Source organism: Streptomyces sp. NPDC088812 (genome assembly GCF_044750285.1).
Lineage (GTDB): Bacteria > Actinomycetota > Actinomycetes > Streptomycetales > Streptomycetaceae > Streptomyces.
Window position 1 is genome coordinate 149921 of the sequence record NZ_JBIVJP010000022.1, and the last position, 13530, is coordinate 163450.

General features: G+C 71.4%; 11 protein-coding genes and 1 pseudogene. 7 read left to right on the top strand and 5 right to left on the bottom strand.

From position 1 onward, the window contains the following. The first annotated feature begins 2 nt into the window (after nt 1-2). Nucleotides 3-644 carry a uridine kinase gene (locus ACIP67_RS32805; protein ID WP_401696647.1) on the top strand — a complete coding sequence of 214 codons (642 nt, stop codon included), beginning with the start codon at nt 3-5 and terminating at the stop codon, nt 642-644. Nucleotides 645-666: 22 nt separating this feature from the next. Here ACIP67_RS32805 and ACIP67_RS32810 read toward each other — a convergent pair whose 3' ends face one another. Then, complete coding sequence (locus ACIP67_RS32810) at nt 667-1794, bottom strand: magnesium and cobalt transport protein CorA (RefSeq protein WP_401696648.1); 1128 nt, start codon at nt 1792-1794, stop codon at nt 667-669. Between the two features lie 289 nt (nt 1795-2083). On the opposite strand from ACIP67_RS32810, the gene ACIP67_RS32815 reads away from it, so the two are divergent. Then, nucleotides 2084-2878, top strand: coding sequence for a methyltransferase (locus tag ACIP67_RS32815; protein ID WP_401696649.1), 795 nt, complete (start codon nt 2084-2086; stop codon nt 2876-2878). Nucleotides 2879-3125: 247 nt separating this feature from the next. Here ACIP67_RS32815 and ACIP67_RS32820 read toward each other — a convergent pair. Both ACIP67_RS32820 and ACIP67_RS32825 read right to left on the bottom strand, forming a co-directional pair. Further along, nucleotides 3126-4073: pseudogene (locus tag ACIP67_RS32820) on the bottom strand (carbohydrate kinase family protein); the annotation flags it as partial. Beyond that, complete coding sequence (locus tag ACIP67_RS32825) at nt 4058-4966, bottom strand: pseudouridine-5'-phosphate glycosidase (RefSeq protein ID WP_401696651.1); 909 nt, start codon at nt 4964-4966, stop codon at nt 4058-4060. The pseudogene ACIP67_RS32820 and the gene ACIP67_RS32825, both read right to left, overlap by 16 nt. A gap of 98 nt (nt 4967-5064) precedes the next feature. On the opposite strand from ACIP67_RS32825, the gene ACIP67_RS32830 reads away from it, so the two are divergent. After that, on the top strand, nt 5065-5493 hold the full coding sequence (locus ACIP67_RS32830; RefSeq protein WP_401696652.1) for a VOC family protein: 429 nt from the start codon (nt 5065-5067) through the stop codon (nt 5491-5493). A gap of 186 nt (nt 5494-5679) precedes the next feature. On the opposite strand, the gene ACIP67_RS32835 is transcribed toward ACIP67_RS32830, so the two are convergent. After that, nucleotides 5680-6234 (bottom strand): methylated-DNA--[protein]-cysteine S-methyltransferase, encoded by a 555-nt coding sequence (locus ACIP67_RS32835; protein WP_401696654.1) that lies wholly within the window; start codon nt 6232-6234, stop codon nt 5680-5682. A 71-nt stretch (nt 6235-6305) separates the two neighbouring features. Beyond that, nucleotides 6306-7172, bottom strand: a complete 867-nt coding sequence (locus ACIP67_RS32840; RefSeq protein ID WP_401696656.1) for a glycerophosphodiester phosphodiesterase — start codon at nt 7170-7172, stop codon at nt 6306-6308. 277 nt (nt 7173-7449) lie between these two features. On the opposite strand from ACIP67_RS32840, the gene ACIP67_RS32845 reads away from it, so the two are divergent. From ACIP67_RS32845 to ACIP67_RS32860, 4 genes are all read left to right on the top strand, one after another. Further along, nucleotides 7450-8316: an MHYT domain-containing protein gene (locus ACIP67_RS32845; RefSeq protein WP_401696657.1), complete on the top strand. Its 867-nt coding sequence runs from the start codon at nt 7450-7452 to the stop codon at nt 8314-8316. A 40-nt stretch (nt 8317-8356) separates the two neighbouring features. Further along, entirely contained in the window at nt 8357-10504 is a 2148-nt protein-coding gene (uvrB, locus tag ACIP67_RS32850) for an excinuclease ABC subunit UvrB (RefSeq protein ID WP_401696659.1), read from the top strand. 153 nt (nt 10505-10657) lie between these two features. Further along, on the top strand, nt 10658-11236 hold the full coding sequence (locus ACIP67_RS32855) for a TerD family protein (protein WP_401696660.1): 579 nt from the start codon (nt 10658-10660) through the stop codon (nt 11234-11236). A gap of 60 nt (nt 11237-11296) precedes the next feature. Then, nucleotides 11297-13339 carry a TerD family protein gene (locus ACIP67_RS32860; RefSeq protein WP_401696662.1) on the top strand — a complete coding sequence of 681 codons (2043 nt, stop codon included), beginning with the start codon at nt 11297-11299 and terminating at the stop codon, nt 13337-13339. Nucleotides 13340-13530: the final 191 nt, after the last annotated feature.

Genomic DNA, 13530 nt, shown 5'->3' on the forward strand with positions numbered 1-13530 from the left:
TCATGGGCCGTGTGCGATTCGAAGCGATCACCTGGGAACGGCTCGGCGACATCCTTGCCGACCGGCTGCGCGACCTGACCCCGGCCGACGGCGGTCCCTGGCCGCGGGTCGCCTTCGACGGCGCCCCGGCAGCCCGCCCCGGTGACCTGGCCGAACGTGTCGCCGAGGCGCTGCGTGTACGTGGCCGCTCCTCCCGTGTCGTCGACACCCACGGCTTCCTGCGTCCCGCCTCCCTCCGCCTGGAGCACGGACGCCACGACGTGGAGGCTTACTACGACGGCTGGTTCGACACCGGTGCCCTGTGGCGTGAGGTGTTCGGTCCTCTCGATCCGGGAGGCGACGGCCGGATCCTGCCCGACCTCCGTGATCCCGTCACCGATCGCGCCACCCGCAGTTCTTACATCCAACTCCCTCCGGGCGGCGTGATGTTGCTGCACGGCCCCCTCCTGCTGCGTCACTGGTTCCCGTTCGACCTGACCGTTCATGTCCTCCTCTCCCCTGCCGCCCTGCGCCGACGCACCCCGGAGGGCGACCACTGGACGCTGCCCGCTTTCGAGCGCTACGCCCAGGAGACCGACCCCGCGGCCGCGGCCGATGTCCTCGTCCGCGCCGACGATCCCCGGCATCCGGCGTGGAGCGGGTGAGCGGAGGAGCCGTGCGGGGACTTCAGAGCCAGCCGTTGCGCCGGAATCCCCGGTACAGAGCCAGGCAGGCGAGGGATATCACGGCGATGACCATGCCGTAGCCGTAGCGCCAGTGGAGCTCCGGCATGTGGTCGAAGTTCATGCCGTACACCCCGCAGACCATCGTCGGCACGGCGACGATCGCCGCCCATGCGGTGATCTTCCGCATGTCCTCGTTCTGGGCGACCGTGACCTGAGCGAGGTGCGCCTGGAGGATCGAGTTGAGCAGTTCGTCGAACGCGGCGATCTGCTCCGTGGCGCGCATCAGGTGGTCGGAGACGTCCCGGAAGTAGGCCTGTATCTCCGGGTCGACCACGCGTACCGGCCGGTCGGCGAGGTCCAGCAGCGGCCGGCCGAGCGGTACCACCGCCCGCTTCAGCTCCAGGAGCTCGCGCTTGAGCTGGTAGATGCGCCCAGGGTCGACGCGTGCGCCGTTCTGGGCGAAGACGTCCATCTCCACCTGGTCGATGTCCTCCTGCACGGCGTCGATGACGCTGAGGTAGTCGTCGACGACATGGTCGGCGATCGCGTGCAGCACCGAGGAAGGCCCCTTGGCGAGCTGGGCGGGGTCTGCCTCCAGCTCCTCGCGCAGCGGTCCGAGCGAACCGTGCCGTCCGTGTCGCACCGAGATGACGAAGTCCCGGCCGACGAACACCATGATCTCGCCGGTGTCGACCACCTCGCTGGTCGCCGTGAGCTGCTCGTGATCGACGTAGCAGACCGTCTTGAACACCGCGAACAGGGTCTCGCCGTACCGCTCCACCTTCGGGCGCTGGTGGGCCTCGACGGCGTCCTCGGCCGCGAGCGGATGGAGGTCGAACAGGTCGGCGATGCCCGCGAACTCCTCGTTCGTCGGCTCGTGCAGACCGAGCCAGACGAAGCCGTGGCCGCTCTTGCGGACGCGCTCCACGGTGTCGACGAGATCGCCGCCGACCGGGGCCCGGGCCCCGTCCTGGTACGACACGCAGTTCACCACCGAAGAACCCAGCGGGGAGCGGGCGGGATGGCTCAGGTCGACCCGTGTGCGCCGCCGAGCCAGCCGTGCCATCTTCCGCAGGCCGCCGACCGTGCCCAGGCCGGTCACCTTCCGGAGATTTCCCGCCATGGTCATCTGGATCTCCTCGCGTACGTCTCCCCGTGGCGCATTTCTGCGCCCTGGCGCGCCAGTCTGCCAGGCCCGCACAGACCGCGGGGAAGCCTGTGGGAAGGGGGCGTTCCGCTTTGTTCCCGCCTGTGGACAACCTGACGTGGGTCTGCCCGCGACGGGGGTTCCCATCCCCGCCCCGCCCCGTTTCCGCACCCTCCGCCGGCCCTTCGCGCCTTGGCCGAAGCCCCTCGGCCACGGCGTACCGGCCGCGTCACCCGCTTCGGACAACCGGGGCAACTGGGATGATCGACGTATGACGCGAACCGACGGGTACCTCCTCGACAACCGGCGGATCGAGGCGGGCGAACGCTTCGACGCCTTCGCCGACCTCTTCGACCCCACGACGTTCCGCCATCTCGAAGGACTCGGCGTCGGGCCCGGCTGGCACTGCTGGGGGGTCGGCGCGGGCGGCACCTCCGTGGTGTCCTGGCTGGCGAAGAAGGTCGGACCGACCGGCAGGATCGTCGCGACCGACATCGACATCTCGCGGCTGACCCCGGCCGCCCGCCAGCCGGTGCAGGTTCGCGTCCACGACGTGGGCGTCGACGAGCCGCCGGGGGAGGGCTTCGACCTGGTGCACGCCCGGCTCGTGCTGGTTCACGTGCCGGACCGGGACCGGGCCCTGCAGTCGATGGTCAGGGCCCTGCGCCCCGGCGGACGGCTTCTGGTCGAGGACGCGGACCCCGCCCTGCAGCCCCTGCTCTGCCCCGACGAACACGGTCCCGAACAGCAACTGGCGAACCGGCTGCGGCACGGCTTCCGCAAGCTCCTCGCCGACCGGGGCGCCGACCTCTCCTACGGCCGCAGACTCCCGCGCCTGCTGCGCGAGGCCGGACTGCGCCGGGTCGAGGCCGATGCCTACTTCCCGGTCACCTCACCTGCCTGCGCCGCCCTGGAATCCGCGACGGTCCGTCAGATCCGCGGGGACCTCGTCGCCGCCGACCTCGCGACCGACGAGGAGATCGACCGGCACCTGGCCAACGTCGCCGCCGGGAACATGGATCTGGCGACCGCGCCGATGATCTCGGCATGGGGGAGGAAGGAGTAGGCGGCCGGCATCGCCACAGGCCTCACCGTCGACGCCGTCAGCCGGCGGGACTGGTTTTCGCCCGCGCTCCCGCGTCATCGATCATGTCATCACCCGTGGCCCCCTGTGTCGTGGTCGCGCCGCCCGCCTTGTGCGGTGGGGAAAGACCTGCTGGAAGACCTGCCGGAAGGATTGCCGGAGGGACTGTCGGTAGAGGCTCTGTCGGAAGAAGCCCTGTGGGAGGGCCCGTGGCCGAGCCCGGTTCGCCGCCGCGCGCCGGCGGTCTGCCGCCCACCCGCTCCACCGCACGCGCGCCCGCCCGGCATCCCTCGGCGGCCGCGTCGCCGGGCTCGGCGCCCACCAGCAGGGCGGCGAGAAACGCGCCGGTGAAGGCATCACCGGCTCCCGTGGTGTCCCGGGCTGTCGCGGGGACGGCGGGGACGCGGGCGGTGACGGCGCCGTCGCGGGCGACCAGTGCGCCGTCAGCCCCTTGCTTGGCCACCACCAGCGGCACGTGACGGCTCAGTTCGGCTGCGGCGTCCGCCCCGTCGGGCCACCCGGTGAGCAGACACGCCTCGTCACGACTGGGCAGCAGCACATCGACCCCCCGGACGAGCCCGAGGAAGCGTTCCGCCCCCAACTCCGTCAGGAACCCCGCCGACGCCGGGTCGAGGCTCACGGGCACCTCCCGCGCGCGTGCGGAGGCCGTCGCCGTCCGCACCAGCGCGCGCCCGGACGCGGAGAACAGCAGGTATCCCGACAGATGCAGTCGGCCCACCCCGTCGAGGAGGGAGTCCGACCAGTCGCCGGGACCGAGCCGCAGGGACGCGCCGCTGTCGGTGAGGAACGTCCGCTCGGCCGCGTCCCCCGTGTCGACCAGGGAGATCACCGTGCCGGTCGACGCCTCGGGGTCGACGACGAGCCGGGGCCGCACTCCGCAGCCGACCAGCTCCCGTTCGTGCCAGTCCACCGCGTCGGCACCCACCCGCCCGAGCAGTCGTACGTCCGCGCATCCCCAGTGCGCGGCCCAGCAGGCCACATTGGCCCCCGCCCCACCCGGCAGCGTCCGGATCACCGCCGCCGTGTCCGTCCCCGACGCCAGCGGCCCCCGGTGCCGCGCCACGACGTCCGTCACGACGTCCCCGACGACCAGCAACGCCCCTCTCCGCGCCCCTGGGGCCACCGTGCGGGCAGCCTCGGTCACGCCCCGGCCCACGCGGTGGCGATCCGCCCCGCCAGCCGTACGTTGCCGCGTACCGCTGCCAGATTGGCGCTCAGGGACGCGCCGTCGGTGTGCCGGACCAGGTAGTCGAGCAGGAACGGCGTCACGGCCTGACCGGTCACGCCCTCCTCCTCGCACGCCTGCAGCGCGGCGGCGAGCACGCGCGCGTGCAACTCCGGATCCAACTGCTCCTCCTGCGGGACCGGGTTGGCGACAATCAGCGCAGAATCCGGTCCTGCCAGGGCGTCTTGAGCGTGCATCACCTGTGCCACCTGCTGTGGACTGCGCAGTGTCCAGTCCACGGGATGGCCCGAGTCGCGGAGATAGAAGCCGGGGAAGCGGTCCGTGCCGTACCCGGCGACGGCCACGCCCAGTGTCTCCAGCCGCTGCAGGGTCGCCGGAACGTCGAGGATCGACTTCACGCCGGCACACACCACGGTGATCCGCGTGCGCGCCAGCAACCCCAGGTCGGCCGACTCGTCCTGGGTCGTCGTCCACTCCCGGTGCACCCCGCCGAGCCCGCCCGTGGCGAACACCCGTACGCCCGCCGACGCCGCCAGCAGCGCGGTGGCCGACACCGTGGTCGCTCCGCTCGCCCCCGAGGCGACCGCGAGCGGAAGATCGCGGTGGCCCAGCTTGCGGATCCCGTCCTCGTTGGCGACCCGTTCCAGCTGCTCCTTGTCCAGGCCGACACGGGGCCGCCCGTCCAGTACGGCGATCGTCGCCGGTACGGCGCCCTCCGCGCGTACGACCGCCTCCAGCTCCAGCGCCACCTGCAGATTGCGCGGACGGGGCAGCCCATGGGCGATGATCGTGGACTCCAGGGCCACCACGGGTCGACGCGCGTCGACCGCCTCCCGCACCTCTTCCGACACCACCAGCACCACGTGCCCGCCTCCTGTCCGTCGGTCCTCCCTCATTCCTGGCGGGCGGCGCACCCGGTCAAACCCTTGCACTCGGTGGGGGACGACACGAGCCTGAAGGCATGACGGAGAACATGACACGCCTCGACCACGTCGTCCTGTGGGTGCGCGACCCGCTCGCGTCAGCCGACTTCTACGACCGGACCGTCGGCCTGGAACCCGTGCGCGTCGCCGAGTTCTCGAAGGGCGAGGTGCCGTTCCCGTCCGTCCGCGTCAACGACGAGGCGCTCCTCGATCTCATGCCCCTGACGTCGGCGGAACGCATGACCATGCTCCCCGGGTCCGCGGACAGCGCCGGACACCCCGTGAACCACATCTGCCTCGCCCTGCCCCGGGCGGCTTTCGACGCGCTCGGCACCCGCCTGGCCGACCACGCCGTGCCGGTGTCGGAGGTCTCGCACGGCTCCTTCGGCGCCCGGGGCGACGCCACCCGCAGCTTCTACTTCCGCGATCCGGACGGCAATGTCATCGAGGCACGGCACTACGACTGACACACCCGGCGCCCCGCCCGCCACCTGCACCGCCCCGCCACCTGCACCGCCCCGCGACCGGCCTGCCGGGCGCACCCCGCCGGCTCCCCGCACGACCGGCCCGTCCGCCGGAGACCTGGCCGACCGTCGGGGGCACGCGCGGCCTTCAGGAGCCGCGGGACCGCCGGACCGCCGGCTCCGCCCGGCTCAGAAGAGGGGTTCCGGCAGTACGCCTTCCAGGGCGAGCAGCTTCCGCTTCGCCTCCAGACCGCCCCCGAAGCCCCCGATCCCGCCGTCGCTCTCCACGACCCGATGGCAGGGCACGACCACCGGCAGGGGGTTGGCGCCCATCGCCATCCCCACAGCCTGCGCGGCCCCCGGCTGGCCCACCCGCTTCGCCAGCTCGCCGTAGCCGACGACCGCCCCGTACGGGACGCCGGAGGCCAGCTCGTGCAGGACCCGCCGGTTGAAGCCGGAGATCAGCGACCAGTCCAGGGGCAGCCGGAAGGCGCGCCGGGAACCCGCGAAGTAGTCCTCGACCTGACGTATCGCCTCGGCCAGCAGGGGGGAGCCGGGCGCCTCGGCCGGCTCGGTGCCCAGCCGGGCCGCGAGGCGGCCGAGCGCTGTGTCGCGCACCGTCTCGGTGGCGTGGAACACGACGTTGACCAGGCCCTCGCGGGTCGCGGCCAGCAGCAGCGGACCGATGTCGGTACCGACGACGGCCCACACGACCTGCGGCTCGTACTGCCTGTGGCTGTCCATGCCCCCACCGTACGACCCGCCACTGACAACGTCCCGGGCGGCCGCACCGCACCGGAGGACGGCGGGGGATGTCAGGGGCGCGGCAGTGCCTGCCGCACCAGGTCGGGCCGGTTCGTGATGATGCCGTCGACGCCGTACCCGGCGACGACCCGGGCGGCGGAGGCGTCGTCGACGGTCCATACGAAGACCCTCAGTGGCTTGCCGTGCGGACCCGTGACCGCGTGCACGGCGGACACGTAGTCCTGGGAGAGCGACGTGTACGAGGGGTTGATCAGGTCGGCGAACCGCGCGTGGCCGGGCAGGTCCGCCACCGGGGGGCGGCCCAGCAGCGCGGTGGTGACCGCCGGCTTCAGGTCATGGACGCTCTGCAGGCTCCCGGTGCTGAAGCTCTGCACGACCAGGCGGTCGTCCAGGTGCCGCGGGTCGAGCCACCCCTCGTCACCCAGCACCTTGAGGGTGTCCCACTCGATCCCCGGATACAGCTGGGGGTTCTTGATCTCCAGAAGCAGGCTCTGACGGTGATGCTCGACACGGCGGACGAACTCCCTCAGTGTCGGCACGCGCGCGCCCGCGTACGCGGAGCCGAACCAGCTGCCCGCGTCGAGCCGCGCGATCTCGGCCGCGGTGAAGTCCTTCACCTGCCAGGGAGCGCGGCCCGGGAAGACCTCCTCGACATCGGTCGTCCTGCGGAGGCTGTCGTCGTGGACCACCACGAGTTCGCCGTCCTTCGTGCGCTGGACGTCGTTCTCCACCCAGCGGACACCCAGGTCGGCCGCCGCGTCGACGGCGGCCAGGGTGTTCTCGGGAGCCGCGGCGGAGGCTCCCCGGTGGGCGATCACCTCCGGCCGGCCGTCGACGCCCTGCGCGTCGTGGACGGAGAGCAGCAGGACGACGCCCACCAACGCGGTCGTCGTGGCGGCAACTACGCGCGCGTACATGCGCACTCCTCGCGTTCGGGCGATCACGTACAGTTCCACTCTCGCAGCAGGCGCTCCACTGCGGAGCAGCGCACGACGGCCACGCGGACGACAGGAGAAGCCCGAGCCCCTCACTTCTGCCGCACATGTGGGGCAGGGGCGTGTTTCTTTGCCGGAAAATCGTTCGACCATTCCGGTGGCAGTCATACTCTCTGCGTCACCTCTGGCCACTCGCGCCGTCCGGGGAGGGGTGCGCGTCACAGGGACATCCAGCAACAGGGCGGAAGGGCAACCGCGCATGCACGGCACGGTCGACGGATTCAGCTACGGAATCGTCACACCGCTGGTGGCCTACGTCATGGCCTGCCTCGGTGGTGCACTCGGCCTGCGGTGCACCACCAGAGCCCTGCTCGTCGCCCACTCCTGGCGCCCGGGATGGCTCGCCCTGGCTTCCGCGGCGATCGGCTCCGGCATCTGGACCATGCACTTCATCGCGATGATGGGCTTCACGGTCGCGGACGCACCGATCCACTACGACAAGCCGATCACCTACGCCAGCCTGGCCGTGGCCATCGTCATGGTCGGAGTCGGGATCTTCATCGTCGGCTACCGGGGGGCCACCGGGACTGCCCTGTTCACCGGGGGCACGATCACCGGTCTGGGCATCGCCTCGATGCACTACCTGGGCATGGCCGGCCTCGAGCTCGACGGCACACTGGAGTACAACACGCTCACCGTCGCCGCCTCCGTCGCCATAGCCATGGCCGCCGCCACCGCCGCCCTGTGGGCCGCGGGCCAGGTCAGGGGCCTGCTGTGGAGCGTGGGTGCCAGCCTCGTCATGGGGCTGGCCGTCTCCGGCATGCACTACACGGGCATGGCCGCCGTCAGCGTCCACCTGCACACCACCGGTGCGCCGACCCAGGGCGACGCACCCGCCGGCCTGCTCGCACCGATGCTGATCGGCCCCCTCTCCTTCCTCTGCCTCGCGGGCGCCGTCGTCCTGTTCGACCCGCTGATGGTCATGGGCAAGCCCGACTGGACCCCCGTCGAGCACAAGCCCGGCGTCCCCGCCCACGGCCAGATACCCCACCCCGCCCGCCGGGCCCCGCTGCGCACCCGCCGCAAGGTGTCCTCGCACGAGCCCCGGACCCCGCAGAACCGCTGACCGGACCCCGTTGTCAGTGGGGGGTCGTACGGTGGATGGCATGCGGCCCGTTTCCCAGATCGAACGCACGGTGGCGCCCTTCGAGGTCGTCAGCCCCTACCAGCCCAGCGGCGACCAGCCGGCGGCCATCGCCGAGCTGGCCAAGCGCGTCGAGGCCGGCGAGAAGGACGTCGTCCTCCTGGGCGCGACCGGCACCGGCAAGTCCGCCACCACCGCGTGGATGATCGAGAAGCTCCAGCGCCCCACGCTCGTGATGGCGCCGAACAAGACGCTGGCCGCCCAGCTGGCGAACGAGTTCCGCGAGCTGCTGCCGAACAACGCCGTCGAATACTTCGTCTCGTACTACGACTACTACCAGCCCGAGGCGTACGTTCCGCAGTCGGACACCTACATCGAGAAGGACTCCTCGATCAACGAGGAGGTCGAGCGCCTGCGCCACTCCGCGACCAACTCGCTGCTCACCCGGCGGGATGTCATCGTGGTCGCCTCGGTCTCCTGCATCTACGGCCTCGGTACTCCGCAGGAGTACGTGGACCGCATGGTCCCCCTCAAGGTCGGCGAGGAGATCGACCGGGACGAGCTGCTGCGCCGCTTCGTGGACATCCAGTACACGCGCAACGACATGGCCTTCACCCGCGGCACCTTCCGGGTGCGCGGCGACACCATCGAGATCTTCCCGGTCTACGAGGAGCTCGCCGTCCGCATCGAGATGTTCGGCGACGAGATCGAGGCCCTGTCCACGCTCCACCCGCTCACCGGCGAGATCATCAGCGACGACGAGCAGCTCTACGTCTTCCCGGCCTCCCACTACGTCGCCGGGCCCGAGCGCCTGGAGCGGGCCGTCAACGACATCGAGAAGGAGCTGGGCGAGCGCCTGGCGGAGCTGGAGAAGCAGGGCAAGCTCCTGGAGGCCCAGCGGCTGCGCATGCGCACCACCTACGACATCGAGATGCTCCGCCAGATCGGCTCCTGCTCCGGCGTGGAGAACTACTCGATGCACTTCGACGGCCGCTCGCCCGGCTCCCCGCCGAACACCCTGCTCGACTACTTCCCGGACGACTTCCTGCTCGTCATCGACGAGTCCCACGTCACCGTCCCGCAGATCGGCGCCATGTACGAAGGCGACGCCTCCCGCAAGCGCACCCTCGTCGACCACGGTTTCCGCCTGCCCTCCGCCCTCGACAACCGGCCCCTGAAGTGGGAAGAGTTCCAGGAGCGCATCGGACAGACCGTCTACCTGTCGGCGACGCCCGGAAAATACGAGCTGTCGCGCGGTGACGGCGTCGTCGAGCAGATCATCCGCCCCACCGGCCTCGTCGACCCCGAGGTCGTCGTCAAGCCCACCGAGGGGCAGATCGACGACCTGGTGCACGAGATTCGGACACGTGTCGACAAGGACGAGCGCGTCCTGGTCACCACCCTCACCAAGAAGATGGCCGAGGACCTCACCGACTACTTCCTGGAGCTCGGCATCCAGGTGCGCTACCTCCACAGCGACGTCGACACACTGCGCCGCATCGAGCTCCTGCGCGAGCTGCGCGCCGGCGAGTTCGACGTCCTGGTCGGCATCAACCTCCTGCGGGAGGGCCTCGACCTCCCCGAGGTGTCCCTGGTGGCGATCCTCGACGCCGACAAGGAGGGCTTCCTGCGCTCCGGCACCTCGCTGATCCAGACGATCGGCCGCGCGGCGCGCAACGTCTCCGGCCAGGTCCACATGTACGCCGACAAGATCACCCCCGGCATGGAGCGGGCGATCGAGGAGACCAACCGCCGCCGGGAGAAGCAGATCGCCTACAACAAGGCGAACGGCATCGACCCGCAGCCCCTGCGCAAGAAGATCAACGACATCGTGGCCCAGATCGCCCGCGAGGAGGTCGACACCGAGCAGCTGCTCGGCTCGGGCTACCGGGCGCAGAAGGACGGCCGCGGTGCCAAGGCGCCCGTGCCCGCCCTCGGCGACAAGGCGGCCAAGGGAGCGAAGTCCGCCAAGCCCGCCAAGGGTTCGGCCGCGCGGAGCGTCCCGACCGACCGCCCCGCGGCCGAGCTCGCCGAGCAGATCGAGCAGATGACGGAGCGCATGCGGGCTGCCGCGGCCGACCTTCAGTTCGAGGTCGCCGCCCGGCTTCGTGACGAGGTCTCCGAGATGAAGAAGGAACTGCGCCAGATGAAGGAGGCCGGCCTGGCCTGACGGACCAGGCGCGCTCGGGCGCCGTACGCACTGTGTTGCAAGAACGACACAAAGTGCGGTCTCGGGTACGGCGCTGTCAGTGCCCTTGCGTAGGGTTTTCGTCAACCGCGGGGTCCGCGGCAACAGGGGACAGTTCGAGAGGGGAATCAGCGCGTGACCGTCAACATGACCAAGGGTCAGGCCATCAGTCTGCAGAAGAACGACGGGGGCAGCCTGACCGCGGTGCGCATGGGTCTCGGCTGGCAGGCGGCCCCCCGGCGTGGCCTGTTCGGCTCCCGCACCCGGGAGATCGACCTCGACGCCTCCGCCGTCCTGTTCGCGGACAAGCAGCCGGTCGACGTCGTCTTCTTCCGCCACCTGGTGAGCGACGACGGCTCCGTCCGCCACACCGGTGACAACCTCGTCGGCGGTGTCGGCCAAGGCGGCGACGACGAGGCGATCCTCGTCGACCTGGCCCGCGTCCCGGTCCACATCGACCAGATCGTCTTCACCGTCAACTCCTTCACGGGGCAGACGTTCCAGGAGGTGCAGAACGCGTTCTGCCGTCTGGTCGACGAGACCAACGGCCAGGAGCTCGCCCGCTACACGCTCGCAGGTGGCGGCGCGTACACGGCCCAGGTCATGGCCAAGGTGCACCGCGTCGGCAGCGGCTGGAACATGACCGCCCTCGGTAGCCCGGCCAACGGCCGCACCTTCCAGGACCTGCTGCCCGCCATCCTGCCCGTCCTGTAAGGCCCGGCCGGGACGAGCGGGAGACCACGACACCACACGCGACACAGGGGGCGACAGGCGATGACGGCCGAGCTGGTGCGGGGCCAGAACCACCCGCTCTCCCAGGTCCGCCTCGAGGTCAGGATCTCTGCCGGAACGCCGATCGTCGCCGGGGCCACCCTCGGCGACGACAGCGGCAGGATCCACGGCGTGGAGTGGGTGGCCCACCCGGGCGCGCCCGTCCTGCCAGGCATCGAAGTGTCCCGGCAGGCGGCCGCCGATCACCGTCTCGCGGTGGACCTGGACGCCGTCGCCGCGGACGTGCACCGCGTCAGCATCCTGCTCGCCCTGCCCTCGGGCGTCGGCGGACCGATCGGTTTCGGTTCCGTCGCGGCCCCCTTCGTCGCGGTCACCGGTCTCGACGGCGCAGAGGTCGCCAGCTACACCATCACCGGCCTGGACGCCGAGTCGGCCGTTGTCGCCCTGGAGCTGTACCGGCGTCAGGGCGCATGGAAAGTGCGCGCGGTCGGCCAGGGCTATGCCGGGGGCCTCACCGAGCTCCTCACCGACCAGGGCCTGCCGCAGGCACACGAGCTCGCGGCCGGAATTCAGGAGGCCGTGGCGCTGGGCGTGGCCCGCTCGGTGGCCGCTCCACCGCCGCGTACGACGGACGGCGACCGCTCCCGGCAGGCGGCCGCGTCCACCCTCGGCCAGGACCAGAGCGGCTCTCCGTACGGCGCACAGGCGGCCCAGGGCGCCACCGGCCCCTATGGGGGAGCCGCCGGTCAGGGCCCCGGCACGCCCGGCTCGTCCGACCCCGGGGCGGGCTACCCGACGGGCTCCGCGCCGGCCGACCCGTCGGCCGGCAACCAGCCGTCGGTACCGTCGGCGCCCCCCACGGGTGGCCCGATCGACTACCGGCACCCGCGCCGGCGCAGCGCCGTCCCGCCGCCCCCGCCCACCGCGCCCCCGGCCCAGCCCGGGCAGCTCACGCAGCCCGTTGCCGGGGACGCGACCGGCTGGTCCATGGAGGAGCGGCTCTACAACCAGGTCTGGGGCATGTTCGAGGACCTGGCGCGCACCACGGCCGCCTACCGCAGTGCGGTCGACTTCGCCGACACCCGCCGTGAGAACGAGCTCGACCAGATCCTGTCCGACCCGCGCAGCCGCATCGGAGGCCAGGCGGACGCCGCCCGCGAGGCGGCCCGCGCCAAGTACGCGCAGCTCGTCGAGCAGGCCCAGCAGGCCCTGGACCGGGATCTGGCCCAGCTCACCGCCGAGGCCGACGTCGTGGAGCCGGCGCTGCCGCCCGCGTACGCGCGCTGGGACAACCCGGTCTGGCAGGCCTACCGCGTGCCCATGGAGATGCCCATGGCCCTGCGCCTGGGTGACCTCCACCTGCCCGAGAGCGAGCGGCTGCGCGTCCCCCTGCTGATGCGGCTGCCGCTGGAGCGCGGGCTGTGGATCGACAGCGGCAGGACGGGATCGTCCGACGGCTCCTTCGCCGACTCGCACGAGCTGAGGCGCCTCGCCATGGAGTCGGCCGTGGCGCACACGGCCCGCCTGCTGGCGGTCCATCCCGCAGGCGAGTTCACCGTCCACGTCATCGACCCGGCCGGCTCGGGCGCGCAGGCCCTCGCTCCCCTGGTGCGGACCGGTGTGCTCGCGGGCCCGCCCGCCGCCGGCGCGGCCGGAGTGGCGGACGCCCTGGGCCGGCTCACCCAGCGCGTGGACCTGGTGCAGATGGCCGTCCGCGGAGGCGCGGCCGACTCGCTCCCTCCCGGCTTCGACGCATCCCAGCAACTCCTGGTCGTCAACGACTTCCCGCACGGCTTCGACGACCGTGCGGTCAACCAGCTCCGCTATCTCGCGGACGAGGGCCCCGCCGTCGGTGTCCATCTGATGATGGTCGCCGACCGGGAGGACGCCGGCGGTTACGGTCCGTTGCTGGATCCGCTGTGGCGCGGGCTGATGCGTCTGACACCGGTCCCCGACGACCACCTCGCCGACCCCTGGGTCGGGCATGCCTGGACCTACGAACCCGCGCTCGTGCCGTTGGGCAGCCAGGTCCTCGAGCACGTCCTCACCCAGGTCGCCACGGCTCGCCGGACCTGGTTGCGGTAACCGCTCCCACGGCTTCCCCAAGTAGCCGTAAAGGCGCTACGAGCAGCGGCTTTTGATTTTCCTTTACCAAGCACTTTACCAATCCTTGGTGATTCGGTACTGTTTTCCGTACGGAGGGGAGTACTCCCTACCTGCTGCGGCGTACCCGTCAATACGGATCGAGCCAGATCCCGGGGCGTCGGCCCGTGCGG

Coding starts and splice junctions, on each gene's coding strand:
- ACIP67_RS32805 (WP_401696647.1), top strand. CDS start 3: ATGGGCCGTGTGCGATTCGAAGCGATCACCTGGGAACGGCTCGGCGAC.
- ACIP67_RS32810 (WP_401696648.1), bottom strand. CDS start 1,794: ATGACCATGGCGGGAAATCTCCGGAAGGTGACCGGCCTGGGCACGGTC.
- ACIP67_RS32815 (WP_401696649.1), top strand. CDS start 2,084: ATGACGCGAACCGACGGGTACCTCCTCGACAACCGGCGGATCGAGGCG.
- ACIP67_RS32830 (WP_401696652.1), top strand. CDS start 5,065: ATGACGGAGAACATGACACGCCTCGACCACGTCGTCCTGTGGGTGCGC.
- ACIP67_RS32835 (WP_401696654.1), bottom strand. CDS start 6,234: ATGGACAGCCACAGGCAGTACGAGCCGCAGGTCGTGTGGGCCGTCGTC.
- ACIP67_RS32840 (WP_401696656.1), bottom strand. CDS start 7,172: ATGTACGCGCGCGTAGTTGCCGCCACGACGACCGCGTTGGTGGGCGTC.
- ACIP67_RS32845 (WP_401696657.1), top strand. CDS start 7,450: ATGCACGGCACGGTCGACGGATTCAGCTACGGAATCGTCACACCGCTG.
- uvrB (WP_401696659.1), top strand. CDS start 8,357: ATGCGGCCCGTTTCCCAGATCGAACGCACGGTGGCGCCCTTCGAGGTC.
- ACIP67_RS32860 (WP_401696662.1), top strand. CDS start 11,297: ATGACGGCCGAGCTGGTGCGGGGCCAGAACCACCCGCTCTCCCAGGTC.